Origin of the sequence: Pseudomonas sp. R4-34-07, from assembly GCF_003852375.1 — a bacterium.
GTDB lineage: Bacteria > Pseudomonadota > Gammaproteobacteria > Pseudomonadales > Pseudomonadaceae > Aquipseudomonas.
Window position 1 is genome coordinate 604,213 of sequence record NZ_CP027760.1, and the last position, 18,893, is coordinate 623,105.

General features: G+C 61.2%; 18 protein-coding genes. 15 read left to right on the forward strand and 3 right to left on the reverse strand.

Annotated elements, in window-relative coordinates; genetic code table 11:
- Positions 1-89 precede the first annotated feature (89 nt).
- Positions 90-941 carry a flagellar motor stator protein MotA gene (gene motA / locus C4J85_RS02530; protein ID WP_124365617.1) on the forward strand — a complete coding sequence of 284 codons (852 nt, stop codon included), beginning with the start codon at positions 90-92 and terminating at the stop codon, positions 939-941.
- A 3-nt stretch (positions 942-944) separates the two neighbouring features.
- The gene (motB, locus tag C4J85_RS02535; RefSeq protein WP_124365618.1) at positions 945-1,964 is read left to right on the forward strand and encodes a flagellar motor protein MotB; all 1,020 of its coding nucleotides are present in this window, start codon (positions 945-947) and stop codon (positions 1,962-1,964) included.
- Positions 1,965-2,024: 60 nt separating this feature from the next.
- Here motB and C4J85_RS02540 read toward each other — a convergent pair whose 3' ends face one another.
- Both C4J85_RS02540 and rsgA read right to left on the reverse strand, forming a co-directional pair.
- Positions 2,025-2,420 (reverse strand): type II toxin-antitoxin system PemK/MazF family toxin, encoded by a 396-nt coding sequence (locus tag C4J85_RS02540; protein WP_124365619.1) that lies wholly within the window; start codon positions 2,418-2,420, stop codon positions 2,025-2,027.
- 286 nt (positions 2,421-2,706) lie between these two features.
- The gene (rsgA, locus tag C4J85_RS02545) at positions 2,707-3,738 is read right to left on the reverse strand and encodes a small ribosomal subunit biogenesis GTPase RsgA (RefSeq protein ID WP_005784215.1); all 1,032 of its coding nucleotides are present in this window, start codon (positions 3,736-3,738) and stop codon (positions 2,707-2,709) included.
- A gap of 108 nt (positions 3,739-3,846) precedes the next feature.
- Between rsgA and orn the strand changes: the two genes are divergently transcribed.
- Entirely contained in the window at positions 3,847-4,389 is a 543-nt protein-coding gene (orn, locus tag C4J85_RS02550; RefSeq protein WP_124408924.1) for an oligoribonuclease, read from the forward strand.
- A gap of 177 nt (positions 4,390-4,566) precedes the next feature.
- Complete coding sequence (locus C4J85_RS02555; RefSeq protein ID WP_177412764.1) at positions 4,567-5,184, forward strand: trimeric intracellular cation channel family protein; 618 nt, start codon at positions 4,567-4,569, stop codon at positions 5,182-5,184.
- On the opposite strand, the gene queG is transcribed toward C4J85_RS02555, so the two are convergent.
- Positions 5,181-6,245: a tRNA epoxyqueuosine(34) reductase QueG gene (queG, locus tag C4J85_RS02560; RefSeq protein WP_124406144.1), complete on the reverse strand. Its 1,065-nt coding sequence runs from the start codon at positions 6,243-6,245 to the stop codon at positions 5,181-5,183. The two genes, C4J85_RS02555 and queG, sit on opposite strands and share 4 nt — an antisense overlap.
- A 63-nt stretch (positions 6,246-6,308) precedes the next feature.
- Between queG and C4J85_RS02565 the strand changes: the two genes are divergently transcribed.
- From C4J85_RS02565 to C4J85_RS02615, 11 genes are all read left to right on the forward strand, one after another.
- Positions 6,309-7,169: an NAD(P)H-hydrate dehydratase gene (locus tag C4J85_RS02565; protein ID WP_124408925.1), complete on the forward strand. Its 861-nt coding sequence runs from the start codon at positions 6,309-6,311 to the stop codon at positions 7,167-7,169.
- Positions 7,157-7,627 (forward strand): tRNA (adenosine(37)-N6)-threonylcarbamoyltransferase complex ATPase subunit type 1 TsaE, encoded by a 471-nt coding sequence (gene tsaE, locus C4J85_RS02570; RefSeq protein ID WP_124361019.1) that lies wholly within the window; start codon positions 7,157-7,159, stop codon positions 7,625-7,627. The genes C4J85_RS02565 and tsaE overlap by 13 nt, the downstream gene beginning before the upstream one ends.
- A gap of 15 nt (positions 7,628-7,642) precedes the next feature.
- Positions 7,643-9,064, forward strand: coding sequence for an N-acetylmuramoyl-L-alanine amidase (locus C4J85_RS02575; protein WP_124365623.1), 1,422 nt, complete (start codon positions 7,643-7,645; stop codon positions 9,062-9,064).
- Positions 9,064-10,977: a DNA mismatch repair endonuclease MutL gene (gene mutL / locus C4J85_RS02580; RefSeq protein WP_124408926.1), complete on the forward strand. Its 1,914-nt coding sequence runs from the start codon at positions 9,064-9,066 to the stop codon at positions 10,975-10,977. Before C4J85_RS02575 ends, mutL begins: the two co-directional genes overlap by 1 nt.
- The gene (gene miaA, locus C4J85_RS02585) at positions 10,977-11,948 is read left to right on the forward strand and encodes a tRNA (adenosine(37)-N6)-dimethylallyltransferase MiaA (RefSeq protein ID WP_124408927.1); all 972 of its coding nucleotides are present in this window, start codon (positions 10,977-10,979) and stop codon (positions 11,946-11,948) included. The genes mutL and miaA overlap by 1 nt, the downstream gene beginning before the upstream one ends.
- 93 nt (positions 11,949-12,041) lie before the next feature.
- Positions 12,042-12,302 (forward strand): RNA chaperone Hfq, encoded by a 261-nt coding sequence (gene hfq, locus C4J85_RS02590; RefSeq protein WP_016976904.1) that lies wholly within the window; start codon positions 12,042-12,044, stop codon positions 12,300-12,302.
- 12 nt (positions 12,303-12,314) lie between these two features.
- Positions 12,315-13,616, forward strand: a complete 1,302-nt coding sequence (gene hflX / locus C4J85_RS02595; protein WP_124361023.1) for a ribosome rescue GTPase HflX — start codon at positions 12,315-12,317, stop codon at positions 13,614-13,616.
- A gap of 96 nt (positions 13,617-13,712) precedes the next feature.
- A complete protein-coding gene (hflK, locus tag C4J85_RS02600) occupies positions 13,713-14,888 on the forward strand; it encodes an FtsH protease activity modulator HflK (protein ID WP_124406147.1) in 1,176 nt (391 codons plus the stop codon).
- Entirely contained in the window at positions 14,888-15,754 is an 867-nt protein-coding gene (gene hflC / locus C4J85_RS02605; RefSeq protein WP_003188064.1) for a protease modulator HflC, read from the forward strand. The genes hflK and hflC overlap by 1 nt, the downstream gene beginning before the upstream one ends.
- Before the next feature lie 292 nt (positions 15,755-16,046).
- Positions 16,047-17,234 carry an ATP phosphoribosyltransferase regulatory subunit gene (locus C4J85_RS02610; protein ID WP_124369391.1) on the forward strand — a complete coding sequence of 396 codons (1,188 nt, stop codon included), beginning with the start codon at positions 16,047-16,049 and terminating at the stop codon, positions 17,232-17,234.
- A 54-nt stretch (positions 17,235-17,288) separates the two neighbouring features.
- Positions 17,289-18,578: an adenylosuccinate synthase gene (locus C4J85_RS02615; protein WP_124365627.1), complete on the forward strand. Its 1,290-nt coding sequence runs from the start codon at positions 17,289-17,291 to the stop codon at positions 18,576-18,578.
- The last annotated feature ends 315 nt before the right edge of the window (positions 18,579-18,893 follow it).

An 18,893-nucleotide genomic window follows, 5' to 3' on the forward strand; every position in this document is an offset into this window, starting at 1 on the left:
CTGGCGCAGTTTTGCCGATAAGTAGAACAAGAGTTTTTCAGCTGCACCCACTATGTCCATGAACCCGACGGCGCAAGTACAGATCCCCTATGGCTAAAATTATCGGCATCATTGTCGTCCTCGCAAGTGTGCTCGGTGGGTACGTCCTGTCCCACGGTAAAATTGCCGCGCTGATTCAGCCTTTCGAAGTGTTGATCATTGGCGGCGCCGCCTTTGGCGCCTTCCTGCAGGCCAACCCCGGCTACATGACCATGCATGTGATCAAGAAGTCGCTGGGCATGTTCAGCTCGCGCTTCTCGCACACGTTCTATCTGGAAGTGCTGGGGCTGGTCTACGAGATCCTCAACAAGAGCCGCCGCGAAGGCATGATGGCGATTGAAGGAGACATCGAAGACGCCGCCGCCAGCCCGATCTTCGCCAAGTACCCCGCCGTGCTCAAGGACGAGCGCATGACCGCGTATATCTGCGATTACCTGCGCATCATGTCCTCCGGCAACATGGCCCCCCATGAGCTCGAAGGCTTGTTCGACATGGAGCTGTTCAGCCTCAAGGAAGAGCTGGAGCATCCTTCCCACGCGGTGACCGGCATTGCCGACGGCATGCCCGGTTTCGGTATTGTTGCGGCGGTGCTGGGTATCGTGGTGACCATGGCTTCCCTGGGCGAGGGCGACCAGGCGGCCATCGGCATGCACGTCGGCGCGGCGTTGGTCGGTACCTTCTTCGGTATTCTCGCGGCCTACGGTTTCTTCGGCCCGCTTGCCACGTCGCTGGCCCACGATGCCAAGGAAGAGATCAACCTCTACGAAGCGATCAAGGCGTGCCTCGTGGCTTCGGCATCCGGCATGCCGCCGTCGCTGGCGGTAGAGTTCGGACGCAAAGTGCTGTACCCGAAACATCGCCCAAGTTTCGCCGAGCTGGAACAAGCGGTTCGCGGTCGCTAAGCCATGGAAAACAACCAGCCGATCATCATCAAGCGCGTCAAGCGCTTCGCAGCGGGGCACCATGGCGGCGCCTGGAAAATCGCCTTTGCCGACTTCGCGACGGCAATGATGGCGTTCTTCCTGGTGCTGTGGCTGATGTCCACCGCTACCCCTGAACAGAAGATTGCCATCGCGGGTTACTTCAAGGACCCGATTGGTTTTTCGGAAAGCGGTACGCCCTTCGTGATCGACCTGGGTGGCTCGCCGCAGTTGGCGCCGGAGCGCACCATCAACCCGGAAGTGCAGACCGAATCGCCCCAGGAAAAAATCCCGATCGAGCGCGATAAGGTCGAAACCATGGCCGAACAGGTCGAGAAAGAACGCCTCGAGCTGCTGTTGCAGGAGCTGCAGACCAAGGTTGAGGAAAACCCGCAACTGCTGAAGTTCAAGGATCAGATTTCCTTCGAGATCACCCCGGAAGGCTTGCGCATCCAGATCACCGACGCGGCCAACCGGCCGATGTTCGATTCCGGCAGCGCACGCTTGAAGCCGTACTTCGAAGACATCCTGCTGGCCATGGCCGACACCATCAAGGCGGTACCGAACAAGATCAGTATCAGCGGCCACACCGATGCCAAGCCCTACGCGGGGCAGGGCGACTTCGGCAACTGGGAACTCTCGGCCAACCGCGCCAACGCCGCCCGCCGTGCGCTGGTGGCTGGCAGCTACCCGGACCCACAAGTGGCGCGGGTGGTGGGCTTTGCGTCATCGCAGCTGTTTGACCCCAAGGAACCGTTCAACCCGATCAACCGTCGGATCGACATCGTCGTGCTGACCAAAAAGGCCCAGCGTGCGATCGAGGGCGATCAACCGCCACCGCCACAGCCGGCTCAGGGTGAAGGCGCCCCCGGTGAAGTACCGGCGGACCCGAATGCGCTCCCACCAGGGCAGGAGCCGCTGCCGGCCCATGAACTGCGCCAGAAGCTGAACCTGTTTGATGATGGTGGCGTGAAGGACCCGACGGCGCCTGCGCCTGCGCCGTAAGCGGTCTCTATAAGCCAGAAATGAAAACGCCCCGATCAGCCGGGGCGTTTTCATTTGCGGTCAGAGTGGCAGGTACGCTTTGACGCCACCGATTACGCCTCGCATATCATCCGCGCACAGGCGCGGTACGAAGTACTCTCGACCCTTGGAGCGGGTCTTTCTGTGCAGTTTGTCGAGGCGTTCGAAGCTGACGGTGTAAATCATGTCGCACTTTACCCACAGCTCTTTGTAACCGTCGGATTGAAGTGGGTTGGCGCGTAGCAGATGGTGCCAGTCGTGCCGGATATCTGGTGCGGTAGAGGAAATCGGCACCACGGTGCACAGTTTGCGATTGTGCGTAGAGGTTGGGGATATCACTACGACCTTACGGATCTTCAGCATCTCCGGAGCCACAAAGCCCCGCGTGAAGTCGCACAGCAGTACATCGCCCTGTTTGGGGTGATAGTAGAGAGCCAAATGTTAATTCCCCACAAAAAGCAAAGCCGCCCGAAGGCGGCTTCATTCGACACGCAGCGGAGCTTGCTTCGCCCCTTCTGCGCCGCTGGATCAACTCCGAAAAGGATCCAGACTCCTGCCAGCTTTCGCTGGTGACGGAGCAATTATGGGCATCAGAAAATCCGAATACAAGCCAGCTTGTGTTGGTAAGCCACCGAGTTGGCCTGAATTCTTGATGCCTGCACCTATTAAATCAATGGATTATGAGGATCAGCGTCCTGATTTATGTGTATCAAGAAATTGACCGTCAGTAACTGCTCTCAGGCAAACTCGCAATAATCGACCGATAGCTATTCATCCGTTGCTGCTGCACGCGGCCATCTTCCAGGGCCTTGAGCAATGCACAACCCGGTTCGCGGTCGTGTTTGCAGTCGCGGAAGCGGCAGGTGCCGATCAGGTCGTTGAACTCGATGAAGCCCGCTTCCACGTCGCTGCGGCTGACATGGCCGAGGCCGAATTCACGAATGCCTGGGGAGTCGATCAGCTCGCCGCCACCGGGGAAGTGGAACAGCCGTGCGGTAGTGGTGGTGTGCGTGCCCTGGCCGGACAGCTCCGACAGCGGGCCGACACGGGTGTCGACTTCCGGCAGCAGGCTGTTGACCAGCGATGACTTGCCCACGCCGGACTGGCCGACAAACACGCTGATACGCCCGTCCAACTGCTGTTGCAGTTGTTCCATGCCGTTGCCATGGTGTGCCGAGACTTCCAGTACCGGATAACCCAGGGTGCGGTAGACCGCCAGTAATGCGTTAAGCGCCGGCGCGTTCTGCTCGTCGATCAAGTCGAATTTGTTCAGCAGCAGCAGCGGGCGGATACCGGCATGCTCGGCGGCGACCAGATAGCGGTCGATCAGGTTGGCGTGGGGCTCGGGCAGCGGCGCGAACACAATCACGATCATGTCGACGTTGGCCGCCACCGGCTTGAGCTGGCCGCGGCTGTCGGGGCGGCGCAATTCGGTGCTGCGGGGCAACTGGGCGACGATCACGCCGATGCCCTGGTTGCCGGCACGCCAGACGACCTTGTCGCCGGTCACCAGCGCAGGCAGGTTGGCGCGCAAATGGCAGCGGGATACCGAGCCGGCGAGCTCGCCTTCCAGCGCCTCGACTTCGACCTGTACGCCGAAGTGCGCGATCACCAGGCCCGTTTGTTCGGGACCCAGGTCGCCGCCCTCAAGCGCTTCCACGGCGGAGGACTCTCGTTTGGCGGCGCGCGCTGCGCGTTCACCTTGAATCTTTTCGATGCGCCAGTTTTGGCGACGATTGAGCTGGCGTTTGGCCATTGGTGTTCCGTGTCGATAATGCAAAAGTTGGGTGAAACGGTCGCGAGTCTAGCACGGCGCCGCCTGCTAAACTGCCCGGCTACGCCAAGGTGCCAAGAGAATCAAGCCATGCAAAACCCACAGAACCTGATATGGATCGATCTGGAAATGACCGGTCTGAACCCCGACACCGACGTCATCATCGAGATGGCGACGATCGTCACCGACAGCAACCTCAACACCTTGGCCGAAGGTCCGGTGATCGCCATCCATCACAGCGACGCCGTGCTCGCCACCATGGACGAATGGAATACCCGCACCCACGGCAACTCCGGCCTGACCCAGCGTGTACGCGACAGCCGCATCAGCATGGCCGAAGCCGAAGCCGAAACCATCGCGTTCCTGGAAAAATGGGTGCCCAAGGGCAAATCGCCGATCTGCGGTAACAGTATCTGCCAGGACCGTCGCTTCCTTTATACGCATATGAAGACACTGGAAAGCTACTTCCACTATCGCAACCTGGACGTGTCCACCTTGAAAGAGCTGGCTGCACGCTGGGCCCCGGAGGTCAAAGACAGCTTCCACAAAGGCAGCACGCACCTGGCGCTGGATGATATTCGCGAGTCGATCGCCGAGTTGCAGCATTACCGCAAGCATTTCATCAAGGCTTGAAGACCTTCCGCCTTGGATCGTTCCCACGCTCCGCGTGGGAATGCAGCCCAGGACGCTCTGCGTCCCAATGTGGGAGGGGGGGGCCCCCGATGGCAGGCGACTCGGTTTATCGCCAAGCGCCCCCTTTTGGTGCCATCAGCAAATGATTAGACTGCCGGCCTCTCTGCAAGGATCGCCATCATGCTGCTGATGCTCTACCTCATCGCCATCACCGCCGAAGCCATGACGGGCGCCTTGTCCGCCGGCCGGCGTGGTATGGACTGGTTTGGCGTGGTGCTGATCGCGTGCGTGACGGCGCTGGGTGGCGGTTCTGTGCGCGATATGTTGCTGGGGCATTACCCGCTGACCTGGGTCAAGCACCCTGAATACCTGGTGCTGACCTCCGTCGCCGCACTGGTGACTATCTTTATCGCACCGTTGATGCGCCATCTACGCTCGCTGTTCCTGGCGCTGGATGCCGTGGGGTTGGTGGCGTTCACTTTGATCGGCTGCATGACCGCCCTGGAAATGGGGCATGGCATGCTGGTCGCCTCGGTCAGTGGCGTAATCACTGGTGTCTTTGGCGGCATCCTGCGCGACATCTTTTGCAACGACATCCCGCTGATCTTCCGCCGTGAGCTGTACGCCAGCGTGTCGTTCCTCGCTGCCTGGTTTTACTTGCTGTGCCTGTATCTGGAATTGCCCAGCGAACAGGCGATCCTGCTGACCTTGTTCAGCGGCTTTCTACTGCGCCTGCTGGCGATCCGGTTTCATTGGGAAATGCCCAAGTTCGTCTATAACGACGACGTCCACTAGCGGGCGGCGTGCTGGTTCAGCGCCCATTCCACATGCTCACGCACCAGTTCCGAGGGGTAGTCGCGCCGCGCCTTCAAGGCTTCCAGCACCGGAATGCTCGAGGGGGCATTGCCCAGGCCCACCGCCAGGTTGCGCAGCCAGCGCTCGTATCCGGCCCGGCGCAAGGGTGAGCCCTCGGTGCTGCTGAGGAATTTATCCTCGTCCCACATAAACAGTTCGGCCAGGGTCGCGTTATCCAGATTGTGCCGTGGCTTGAAATCGCTTTCGCCAGTGGGTCGGGCGAAACGATTCCACGGGCAAACGATCTGACAGTCATCGCAGCCAAATACCCGGTTGCCGATCAGTGGGCGCAGGTCCTCGGGAATGGCGCTCTTGAGCTCGATGGTCAGGTAGGAAATGCAGCGCCGGGCATCCAGCACGTAAGGGCCGACGAACGCGTTGGTGGGGCAGATGTCCAGGCACGCCGTGCAGCGGCCACAGTGCTCGGTGGTATGGGGTGGGTCGATCGGTAACGGCAAATCGACAAACAGTTCGCTCAGGAAGAAATAGCTGCCGGCCTTGCGATTGAGTACCAGGGTGTTCTTGCCGATCCAGCCGAGGCCGGCCTGTTCGGCGATGGCTTTTTCCAGTACGGGTGCGCTGTCGACAAAGGCTCGAAAGCCGAACGGCCCGATCTGCGCCTGGATACGGTCGGCCAGTTGCTGCACGCGCTTGCGGATCAGCTTGTGATAGTCGCGGCCCAGGGCGTAACGCGAGACATAGGCTTTTTCCGGCTCGGCCAGTAGCTGTGCCATTTGCGTGTCGCCGGGCAGGTAATCCATGCGCAGTGACACCACGCGCAAGGTGCCGGGCACCAGTTCTTCGGGGTGGGAGCGTTTGCTGCCATGGGCGCCCATGTAGTCCATCTCGCCGTGGTAGCCCGCGTCGAGCCAGCGTTGCAGGTGCTGTTCATGCTCAGCCAGGTCGAGACCGCTGATGCCGACTTGTTGGAAACCCAGCTCGCGGCCCCAGTCTTTGATCGATTGGGCGAGGGCGGGCAGATCGGAGGTAATAGCGGGCATGAGACACGGGAAACCACAGGTTAGATGCGTATAATTCTGCCAGACATCGGAGCTTGAAGACGCATGCCTCAGACAAAACACGAAATAACCGACGTGCAGCCGCTGTTGCCCGGCCACTTGCCGCAACTGGCTGCGCGCTCCCCGGACGCCCATAAAGGGCAGTTTGGCCATCTATTGGTGATTGGCGGCGACCGAGGCTTTGGCGGCGCCGCGCTGCTCAGTGCCGAGAGCGCGTTGCGCAGTGGCGCCGGCATGGTGTCCCTAGCAACCCGCGTGGAGCATGTTCCCGCCGCGCTGGCGCGCTTGCCGGAAGTGATGACCGTAGGCGTGAGTTCGGCCAATCAGCTGATGGGCTTGCTGGAAAAAATCTCGGTCATTGTGATCGGCCCCGGTCTCGGTGACGCGTCCTGGGGTAAAAGCCTGCTGTCCGTCGCCGCCAACGCGCACCTGCCGCAAGTCTGGGACGCCGATGCCTTGAATCAATTGGCGACCGGCAGCGTCAGCCTGCCCGCCAATTGCGTGATCACCCCGCATCCAGGCGAAGCCGCACGGCTGCTGGGCATTTCGACAGCCGAGGTTCAGGCCGACCGCCTTAAGGTGGCGCGCGCGTTGAGCCGTAAATTCGACGCAGTGGCTATTCTCAAGGGTGCCGGCAGTTTGATTGCAAGCCCGGACGGGCGCGTTTCACGTTGTGACCAGGGCCATCCCGCCATGGCGACGGCGGGGCTCGGTGACGTATTGGCCGGCCTCGTGGGCGCATTGCTCGCCCAGGGCATGCCGGCGTATGAGGCCAGCTGCCTGGCCGTGTGGCTGCACGCCACGGCAGGGGATCGCCAGGGCACCTTCGGTCGCGGGCTGGCAGCGAGCGACCTGATACCTGCCATTCGTCAATTGCTGGAGGAGCAGTCGCCGTGCCTGAAGTAAATCTTTTCCTGGCCGATGAAGACGCGATGGTCGCGTTCGGTCACGCTATTGCACGAGTGACGGGCGGGGCGGGGCTGGTGTTTCTCGAAGGTGACCTGGGGGCGGGCAAGACTACGCTGTCTCGGGGCATCATTCGCGGGTTGGGCCATACCGGTGCGGTAAAAAGCCCGACGTTCACCCTGGTCGAACCCTACGAGATCGGTGACGTGCGTGCCTTCCACTTCGACCTCTATCGCCTGGTCGACCCTGAAGAGCTGGAGTTCATGGGCATTCGTGATTACTTCGACGAAGACGCGCTGTGCCTGATCGAGTGGCCAGATAAAGGCACAGGCTTTTTGCCAAAGCCTGACATGACCATTACCATTACGCCGCACGAGCACGGACGTCAGCTGAAGTTGTTGCCCCAGAGCCCGCGCGGTGAAGCGTGGCGTGATGCTCTGGCATTGGAATTCAAATAATTGGTGGGGTTAGGTATGCGCTTTCGCGCGTTGGTTGCTGTCGTGGGGGTGTTGCTTGCGGCAATGACTGTCAATGCTGTGGCTGCTTCACAGGTCAAGAGTGTCCGCCTGTGGCGAGCGCCGGATAACACGCGACTGGTGTTCGACCTGTCGGGCCCTGTCCAGCACAGCGTCTTTACCCTCACGGCGCCTGATCGCCTGGTGATCGACATCAACGGTGCGACCCTGGCCGCACCGCTGAAAGTCTCCACCGCCAACACCCCGATTACCATGATGCGTTCGGCCCAGCGTACGCCGACCGATTTGCGCGTGGTCATCGACCTGAAAAAAGCGGTCACCCCCAAAAGCTTCTCCCTGGCGCCCAACGCCCAATATGGCAACCGCCTGGTGGTCGACCTGTTCGACAACCCCGCCGATGCCGCCCCGCCGCCTGCGCCGACGCCCAGCGTGGCGACGGTGCCGGCGGTGCCGGTCAACCCCTCGCAGCCGCAGGTCAAGCTGCCACCGCCGCCGCCCGCTCCGGCAGGCAAGCGCGACATTATCGTGGTGATCGATGCCGGCCACGGTGGCGAAGACCCCGGCGCGTCCGGCTCGCGCGGCCAGCATGAAAAAGACGTGGTGCTGGCGATCGCCCGCGAACTGCAACGCCAGGTCAACGGCATGAAAGGCTATCGCGCCGAACTGACCCGTACCGGTGACTATTTCATCCCGTTGCGCGGGCGTACCGAAATCGCCCGCAAGAAGGGCGCGGACCTGTTCGTATCGATCCACGCCGACGCCGCCCCTTCCTCGGCGGCGTTCGGTGCGTCGGTGTTTGCCTTGTCCGATCGTGGCGCCACGTCCGAGACCGCCCGTTGGCTGGCCGACAGCGAAAACCGTTCCGACTTGATCGGCGGGGCCGGCAACGTCTCCCTCGATGACAAAGACAAAATGCTCGCCGGCGTACTGCTCGACTTGTCGATGACCGCCTCGCTGACGTCCAGCCTGAACGTCGGCCAGAAAGTCCTGAGTAACATTGGCCGGGTCACCTCGCTGCACAAGCAGCGCGTGGAGCAGGCCGGGTTCATGGTGTTGAAGTCGCCGGATATCCCGTCGATCCTGGTCGAAACCGGCTTCATTTCCAACGCCAACGAGGCCTCAAAGCTGGCCAGTGCCAGCCACCAGCAAGCGTTGGCGCGCTCGATCAGCGCCGGCGTGCGCCAGTTCTTCCAACAGAACCCGCCACCGGGCACTTACATCGCCTGGTTGCGTGACTCCGGCAAAATCGCCCAGGGCCCGCGTGACCACCGCGTGCAGCCTGGCGACACCGTGGCGATGCTGGCCGTACGTTTCCAGGTCACCCCCGCCGCCTTGCGCAGCGCTAACAACCTGAAAACCGACGAGTTGAGAATTGGCCAGATGTTGACCATCCCCGGCACTGAATTGGCGGCGCAGTAATGAGCGAATCTGTGTTGAATAGTGGCTCGCGCATCGAACTGCTCAGCCCGCGCCTGGCGAACCAGATCGCCGCAGGTGAGGTGGTCGAGCGCCCGGCGTCGGTGATCAAGGAACTGCTGGAAAACAGCATCGATTCCGGCGCCAGGCGCATCGACGTGGACGTGGAGCAGGGCGGCGTCAAGTTGCTGCGGGTACGTGACGATGGCAGCGGCATATCTTCGGATGACCTGCCGCTGGCCCTGGCCCGTCACGCCACCAGCAAGATTCGCGACCTGGAAGACCTTGAAAGGGTGATGAGCCTGGGCTTTCGCGGTGAGGCCCTGGCTTCCATCAGCTCCGTGGCCCGCCTGACCCTGACTTCTCGTACGCGCGGTGCCGAACAGGCCTGGCAAGTGGAAACCGAAGGCCGCGACATGGCGCCTCGGGTCCAGCCGGCAGCCCATCCGGTGGGCACCTCGGTGGAAGTGCGCGACCTGTTCTTCAACACCCCGGCGCGGCGCAAATTCCTCAAGGCCGAGAAAACCGAATTCGACCACCTGCAGGAAGTGATCAAGCGCCTGGCCCTGGCGCGCTTCGATGTGGCGTTCCATCTGCGCCACAACGGCAAAACCATCCTCAGCCTGCACGAAGCCAATGACGACGCCGCGCGCGCTCGGCGAGTGGCGGCCGTGTGCGGTGCCGGCTTCCTGGAGCAGGCGCTGCCGATTGAAATCGAACGCAATGGCTTGCGCCTATGGGGCTGGGTCGGTTTGCCGACCTTCTCCCGCAGCCAGGCCGATTTGCAGTATTTCTTCGTCAACGGCCGTGCGGTGCGCGACAAACTGGTGGCCCATGCGGTTCGCCAGGCGTACCGCGACGTATTGTTCAACGGTCGGCATCCGACGTTTGTGCTGTTTTTCGAGGTCGACCCCTCGGTGGTCGACGTCAACGTGCACCCGACCAAGCACGAAGTGCGCTTCCGTGACGGGCGCATGGTGCATGACTTCTTGTACGGCACCTTGCACCGTGCCTTGGGTGATGTGCGCCCGGATGACCAGTTATCCGCGCCAATCGTAACGGCGGTGGTCCGCCCGAGCGGCCCCGAGGCTGGCGAGTTCGGTCCCCAGGGCGAAATGAGCCTCGCTGGCAACCTGCTGCAATCATCGCAGCCGCAGCCGAATTACACCGCGCCCAATTCGGGAGCCGGCGCAGGGTATCAATATCAATACACGCCACGGCCGCAATCGACCGTGCCGGTGGCTGAGGCCCAGGCGGCTTACCGTGAATTCTTCGCGCCGTTGCCGGGTGCCGAGCCGGGCACCGTTGCCTTGCCCGAGGGCGGCGGTGATATTCCGCCGCTGGGCTACGCGCTGGCGCAACTCAAGGGCATCTACATCCTCGCGGAAAATGCCCACGGCCTGGTGCTGGTGGACATGCACGCCGCCCACGAGCGGATCATGTACGAGCGCCTGAAGATCGCCATGGCCAGTGAAGGGCTCAGTGGTCAGCCGCTGCTGGTGCCGGAATCCCTGGCAGTCAGCCAGCGCGAAGCCGATTGTGCCGAGGAACACCACGGTGTGTTCCAGAAGCTGGGCTTCGAACTGCAACGCCTGGGCCCGGAGACCCTGGCGATCCGTCAGATTCCTGCGCTGCTCAAGCAGGCCGAGGCCAATCGCCTGGTGTCCGACGTACTGGCGGACCTGATGGAATACGGCACCAGCGACCGTATCCAGGCGCATATCAACGAACTGCTCGGCACCATGGCCTGCCACGGTGCCATCCGCGCCAACCGCCGACTGGCCCTGCCGGAAATGAACGGCCTGCTGCGCGACATGGAAAACACCGAGCGCAGTGGCCAATGCAACCATGGCCGACCGACCTGGACCCAGATGGGCCTGGATGATCTGGACAAACTGTTCCTGCGCGGTCGCTGATGAGTGCCTTGCCCCCCGCGATCTTCCTGATGGGCCCGACGGCCGCGGGCAAGACCGACCTGGCCATCGAACTGACCAAGGTCTTGCCGTGCGAGCTGATCAGCGTCGACTCTGCCCTGGTTTACCGGGACATGGACATCGGCACGGCCAAGCCTTCAAAAGAGCTGTTGGCCCGGCATCCGCATCGGTTGATCGACATTATCGACCCGTCCGAAAGCTATTCGGCCGCAGATTTCCGTACCGACGCCCTGGCCGCCATGGCTGAAATCACCGCGCGGGGCAACATCCCGCTGTTGGTCGGCGGCACGATGCTCTACTACAAGGCTTTGCAGGAGGGCCTGGCGGACATGCCGCCCGCTGACGCCCAGGTGCGCGCCGAGCTTGAAGATCAAGCCGCGCGCCTCGGCTGGCAGGCCCTGCACGACCAGCTGGCGGCGGTAGACCCGGTGTCTGCGGCGCGCATCCACCCCAACGACCCCCAGCGACTTACCCGTGCGCTGGAAGTCTGGCGCGTCAGCGGCCAGACCATGACTGAACACAGGCTGAGACAAACTGCGCAAAGTGCTGATGCAGACGCATCTGGTCAGTCACAATTGCCCTATACTGTGGCGAATCTGGCCATCGCTCCGGCAAATCGCCAGGTGCTGCATGAACGAATTGCACAAAGATTCACAATTATGTTGGAACAGGGGTTTGTGGAGGAGGTCGTAGCACTGCGTTCCCGAGGTGATCTGCATCCAGGATTGCCTTCGATACGTGCTGTAGGCTACCGCCAAGTCTGGGATCATCTGGATGGCAAGCTGACGTCAGCCGAAATGCAGGAGCGCGGCATCATTGCCACGCGCCAATTGGCGAAGCGCCAGTTCACCTGGCTGCGCAGCTGGAGCGATTTGCACTGGCTGGACAGCCTGGACAGCGACAATCTGTCACGCGCCTTGAAATACTTGGGAACGGTCTCCATATTGAGCTGAGTCCTTGCAATTGCCGTCTATCCTTGGGGGTGTGACGGCCATGAGCTATTTATTTTCCGATTTTTATTATTGATCCTTAAAGGAGTGCGGCACATGTCAAAAGGGCATTCGCTACAAGACCCTTACTTGAATACTTTACGTAAAGAGAAAGTGGGGGTTTCCATCTATCTGGTCAACGGTATCAAGTTGCAAGGTACGATCGAGTCGTTCGACCAGTTCGTGATCCTGCTGAAAAACACCGTCAGCCAGATGGTTTACAAACACGCTATCTCTACAGTCGTCCCTGTTCGTCCGATCCGTCTGCCTAGCGCAGCAGGTGATGAAGCAGCTGACGCTGAGCCAGGTAACGCCTGATAGGAGTCTCCTTTGTTCTTTGAGCGCCACGGTGGTGGTGAGCGAGTAATCCTCGTTCACTTGGATGGACAGGACCCTGAGGCGCGCGAAGATCCGCAGGAGTTTCAGGAGTTGGCAAATTCGGCCGGCGCCGAGACCGTTGCGTTTTTTAACGTGCCGCGTCATCGGCCAACCGCCAAATACCTGATCGGCAGCGGCAAGGTCGAGGAATTGCGCGACCTGGTCCACGCTGAAGAAGCCGATCTGGTGATCTTCAATCACACCCTCACGCCCAGTCAGGAACGTAACCTCGAACGTGTCTTCGAGTGTCGCGTGATCGACCGCACCGGTCTGATTCTCGATATTTTCGCCCAACGCGCGCGTACCCATGAAGGCAAACTGCAGGTCGAACTGGCCCAGCTTGACCACATGAGCACCCGCCTGGTGCGCGGTTGGACTCACCTTGAGCGCCAGGGCGGCGGCATCGGCATGCGTGGCCCGGGTGAAACCCAGCTGGAAACCGACCGACGCCTGTTGCGGGTTCGCCTGCGCCAGATCAAGGGCCGCCTGGAAAAAGTGCGCAGCCAGCGCGAGCAATCGCGTCGAGGCCGTTCGCGTGCGGATATCCCTACCGTGTCACTGGTGGGGTACACCAACGCCGGCAAATCCACACTCTTCAACAACGTGACGAAATCGGACGTGTACGCGGCAGACCAACTGTTCGCCACGCTCGACCCGACCCTGCGCCGCCTGGATATCGGCGACCTGGGGCCGATCGTCCTGGCCGATACCGTGGGTTTCATCCGGCACTTGCCGCACAAGCTGGTCGAGGCATTTCGGTCTACGCTCGAAGAGTCGAGCAATTCCGACCTGCTGTTGCACGTAATCGATGCGGCTGAACCGGATCGCATGCTGCAGATCGAGCAGGTGATGGTAGTGCTGGGCGAGATTGGTGCACAGGACTTGCCGATCCTCGAGGTCTATAACAAACTCGATTTGCTTGAAGGCGTCGAGCCACAAATTCAGCGCGACGAGAACGGCAAGCCTCAACGGGTCTGGCTGTCGGCGCGTGATGGCAGTGGCCTGGAGCTGCTGGAACAAGCCATTGCCGAGTTGCTCGGCAGCGATTTGTTCGTGGGCACCTTGCGCTTGCCGCAGCGTTTTGCTCGACTGCGTGCACAGTTTTTCGAGCTGGGCGCGGTACAGAAAGAAGAACACGACGAAGAAGGTGTCAGCTTGCTGGACGTTCGATTGCCGCGCTCGGAGCTCAATCGACTGGTCAGTCGCGAGGGTGTTGTACCGGCAGAGTTCATCGAGCAACACACTTTGCAATAAAAGCCTGAGAAAGCGGTTGTGCCGCGGTGGCAGGCATTCTGTAGCATTGGTCGGCGCGCCGTGGGTGCGTCTTTGCTTTATCAGATGGAGAGCGCTATGGCTTGGAATGAGCCGGGTGGCAACTCGAATAATCAGGATCCTTGGGGTGGTAAGCGCCGCAATAATGGCGACCGCAAGGGGCCACCGGATCTCGACGAGGCCTTCCGAAAGCTGCAGGAAAGCCTGAATGGGTTGTTCGGTGGTGGAAAAAAACGCGGTAGTGACGAGGGTGGTCGCACGAGCAAGGGCGGTGGCTATGGCCTGCTGGGCCTGGGCCTTGTCGTGCTTGCGGCCGTCTGGCTGTACAGCGCGGTCTATGTAGTGGACGAGCAGGAGCAAGCCGTGGTGCTGCGCTTCGGCAAGTACTACGAGACTGTCGGGCCAGGCCTGAACATCTATTTCCCGCCGATCGACAAGAAGTACATGGAGAACGTCACGCGTGAGCGTGCCTACACCAAGCAGGGCCAGATGCTGACCGAAGACGAGAACATCGTCGAAGTGCCGCTGACCGTGCAGTACAAGATCACCAACCTGCAGGACTTCGTGCTGAACGTCGACCAGCCGGAAATCAGCCTGCAACACGCAACCGAAAGTGCCTTGCGCCACGTGGTGGGTTCCACCGCCATGGACCAAGTGCTGACCGAAGGGCGTGAGTTGATGGCCAGCGAAATCAAGGAGCGCCTGCAACGGTTCCTCGATACCTATCGCACCGGTATCACCGTCACCCAGGTCAACGTACAGAGCGCTGCCGCACCGCGTGAAGTGCAGGAAGCCTTTGACGACGTGATCCGTGCCCGTGAAGACGAGCAGCGTTCGCGCAACCAGGCAGAAACCTACGCCAATGGCGTGGTGCCGGAAGCCCGTGGTCAAGCCCAGCGCATCCTCGAAGATGCCAACGGCTACCGCGACGAAGTGGTCTCCCGTGCCAAGGGTGAGGCAGACCGCTTTACCAAGCTGGTTGCCGAGTACCGCAAGGCACCTGAAGTGACCCGTGAGCGTCTGTACCTGGACACCATGCAGGAAGTCTTCAGCAATACGAGCAAGGTTCTCGTGACCGGCAGCAAGGGTGGGCAGAACAACCTGCTGTACCTGCCGCTGGACAAGATGATCGAAGGTGGTCGTAGCGGCACCAGCGCGCCGTCCACCGGTTCGAATGCCGCTGCCAACGAAGCGAGCGCCCGTGCGGCCGCTGACTTGCTGCAACAGCAAACACGTACCAGGGAGAGCCGTTGATGAGCAATAAATCGCTGACCGCCCTGATTGTGGGCGTCGTCGTGGTCATCGCTGCCTGGAACTGCTTCTACATCGTGGCTCAGACCGAGCGTGCGGTGCTGCTGCAATTCGGTCGCGTGGTCCAGGCGGATGTCCAGCCGGGCCTGCATGTGAAAGTCCCCTACGTCAACCAGGTGCGCAAGTTCGACGCCCGCCTGATGACCCTGGATGCACCGACACAGCGCTTCCTGACCCTGGAAAAGAAAGCCGTGATGGTTGACGCCTACGCCAAGTGGCGCGTCAAGGACGCCGAGCGCTTCTACACCGCGACTTCCGGCCTCAAGCAGATTGCCGACGAGCGTTTGTCGCGCCGTCTGGAATCGGGCCTGCGCGACCAGTTTGGTAAGCGCACCCTGCATGAGGTGGTATCCGGTGAACGTGATGCGCTGATGGCTGACATCACTCGTTCGCTGAACACCATGGCGGAGAAAGAGCTGGGTATCGAAGTGGTCGATGTGCGCGTCAAGGCCATTGACCTGCCCAAGGAAGTGAACCGCAGCGTGTTCGAGCGCATGAGCACCGAGCGTGAGCGTGAAGCCCGTGAGCACCGCGCCAAAGGTAACGAGCTGGCCGAAGGTATCCGTGCGGATGCCGATCGTCAGCGCCGTGTACTGCTGGCGGAAGCCTATCGCGAGTCTGAAGAGGCCCGTGGTGATGGTGATGCTCAAGCCGCGGCGATCTACGCCAAGGCTTACGGCCAGGACCAGGAGTTCTACGCGTTCTACCGTAGCCTGCGTGCCTACCGTGAAAGCTTCGCGAACAAGACCGACGTGCTGGTGCTGGACCCAAGCAGCGACTTCTTCCGCTACCTGGAAAAGTCCAAGTAACAGGCCTGTGATTCTGCAGGATCACTCCGTCGGGCGGCTAAAATGCCTGGCGGGGTGATCCTTTCAGAAAACGGGTGTATGATGCGGCAGCCGGGAAATTCCCGGCTTTTTTGCGTCTGCATGTTCGATTCGGCAGGCGTGACAGGTTTTTCGAGGAAAGTGCCCGACGAGGCCGGTTACAGGTCGTTCGTCACGTCGCTCTTGCGCGTGGTTTATGCAGGCGGCGGGTATTTTCTGCTTCACTCAAGGCTCGGCCGAGGGCTGGCCGCCCGGATCATAGGGGAATGGCGTAATGGCAACGGTAGACCGCTGGCTGCTGCCAGATGGCATCGAAGAAGTACTGCCACCAGAAGCTGCGCGCATTGAAATAGCGCGTCGCCAGGTGTTGGATCTGTTCCAGAGCTGGGGTTACGAGTTTGTCGTGACTCCCCATATCGAGTACCTGGAATCCCTGCTGACCGGCGCGGGCCAGGACCTGGATCTGCGCACCTTCAAGGTTATCGACCCGCAATCGGGCCGGCAGATGGGGTTTCGTGCCGACATCACGCCGCAAGTGGCGCGTATCGATGCGCACACCCTGCGCCGCGAAGGCCCGAGCCGCCTGTGCTACGCCGGCAGCGTGCTACATGCCCAGCCACGTGCCTTGTCATCGTCCCGCAGCCCGATCCAGTTGGGCGCCGAGCTGTATGGCGATGCGAGCCCGAGCAGCGACGTCGAGGTGATCAGCCTGATGCTGGCCATGCTGCAACTGGCTGATGTGCCGGATGTGCACATGGACCTGGGCCACGTCGGTATCTACCGTGGCCTCGCTCGTGCCGCTGGTTTGTCCGGTGAAGCCGAGCAACAACTGTTCGACGCCCTGCAACGCAAGGCGATTGACGAAGTGATCGCCCTCACCGAAGGCGTGCCGGCTGACCTCGCGCAGATGTTGCGCGCGTTGGTCAACCTGTGCGGCGGCCGTGAAGTGCTGGTGGCTGCGCGTGAGCGCCTGGCCAATGCGCCAGCGCCGGTGCTGGCGGCTCTGGACGATGTGCTGGCGATTGCCGAGCAGTTGTCGGCGCGCTTCCCGCAATTGCCGCTGTATTTTGACCTGGGCGAGTTGCGCGGCTACCACTACCACACCGGTGTGGTGTTCGCGGTGTTCGTTCCGGGTGTTGGCCAGGCCATCGCCCAGGGCGGTCGCTACGACGATATCGGCGCCGACTTCGGTCGCGCCCGTCCGGCCACTGGCTTTTCCACCGATTTGAAAACCCTGGTGACCCTGGGGCGTGCTGAGGTCGAGCTGCCGTCTGGTGGCATCTGGATGCCCGACAGTACGGACGCGGCACTCTGGCAGCAGGTTTGCCAGTTGCGCAGTGAGGGTCAGCGTGTCGTCCAGGCCTTGCCTGGGCAGCCATTGGCCGCCGCCCGTGAAGCGGACTGCGACCGGCAATTGATTCAGCAGAACGGGCTTTGGCAAGTATCGCCACTGGCTTCTTGAGTTTTCCTGCCGGCCATCGCCGGCACCAAGTTTGCGCGAATGAGGACAAGTGTTATGGGTAAGAATGTCGTAGTCCTGGGCACCCAATGGGGTGATGAGGGCAAAGGCAAGATCGTTGATCTGCTGACCGAACATGCTGCCGCCGTAGTGCGCTACCAAGGTGGCCACAACGCGGGTCACACCCTGGTCATCGATGGCGAAAAAACCGTCTTGCACCTGATCCCGTCGGGCGTACTGCGCGAAGGCGTGCAGTGCCTGATCGGCAACGGCGTGGTGGTTGCACCGGACGCCCTGTTGCGCGAGATCACCAAGCTGGAAGAGAAAGGCGTACCGGTGCGTGAGCGCCTGCGTATCAGCCCATCCTGCCCGCTGATCCTGTCCTTCCACGTGGCGCTGGACCAGGCCCGTGAAAAGGCCCGTGGCGAGCTGAAGATCGGCACCACCGGTCGCGGCATCGGCCCGGCCTACGAAGACAAGGTGGCGCGCCGTGGCCTGCGTGTAGGCGACCTGCTCAACATGCCGCGCTTTGAAGACAAGCTGCGTGAATTGGTGGATTACCACAACTTCATGCTGGTGGGTTACTACAAAGAGCCGGCCATCGAGTTCGAAAAGACCCTAGCCGAGTGCAAGGAATACGCTGAGCTGCTCAAGCCGCTGATGCTGGACGTGACGGCCGAACTGCACGACCTGCGTCGCGCCGGCAAAGACATCATGTTCGAAGGCGCCCAGGGTTCGTTGCTCGACATCGACCACGGCACCTACCCGTACGTGACCAGTTCCAACACCACCGCTGGCGGCGTTGCTACCGGTTCGGGCGTTGGCCCGATGTTCCTGGACTACATCCTGGGCATCACCAAGGCTTACACCACCCGCGTAGGTTCTGGCCCGTTCCCGACTGAGCTGTTCGACGAAGTTGGCGCGCACCTGGCCAAGCAAGGCCACGAGTTCGGCGCAACCACTGGCCGCGCCCGTCGTTGTGGCTGGTTCGACGCCGTTATCCTGCGTCGCGCTATCGACGTGAACAGCATCTCGGGCATCTGCCTGACCAAGCTGGACGTACTCGACGGTCTGGAAGCCATCAACATCTGCACCGGTTACAAAGACGCCGCAGGTAATGACGTCGCTCCTACTGACGCCGACAGCTACGTGGGCCTGCAGCCTGTGTACGAAGAAGTGCCGGGCTGGACCGAGTCGACCGTGGGCGCCAAGACTTTGGAAGAGTTGCCAGCCAATGCCCGTGCTTACATCAAGCGCGTTGAAGAACTGATTGGCGCGCCGATCGACATTATTTCGACGGGCCCGGACCGCAACGAGACCATCGTTCTGCGTCATCCGTTCGCTTAATAAGCTGTTGATGTAAAAAGCAAAGGGCTCCTTCGGGAGCCCTTTGTCGTTTGTGTCTGGCAAGCGGCACGACCCTTGCTGTGTTTCCTTCTTTCCGAGGTGCTATCAATTTAATGGCATCCGTGGTGGAGGGATTCCCAGTGTCTGCCGTTCTCTCGTTGTTACAAAGTCGTCTGTTGCGACCAGTGTTCGTTACCCTAGGTATCGCTCTTTTGGTGCAAGTGCTGGTGGCCGTCGCGCTGACGCGGAGCACCGTCACCGCCTTGGAGGCAGATTTGGGTAATCGCCTGGGCATCGACAGCCAGAAGCTGTCCG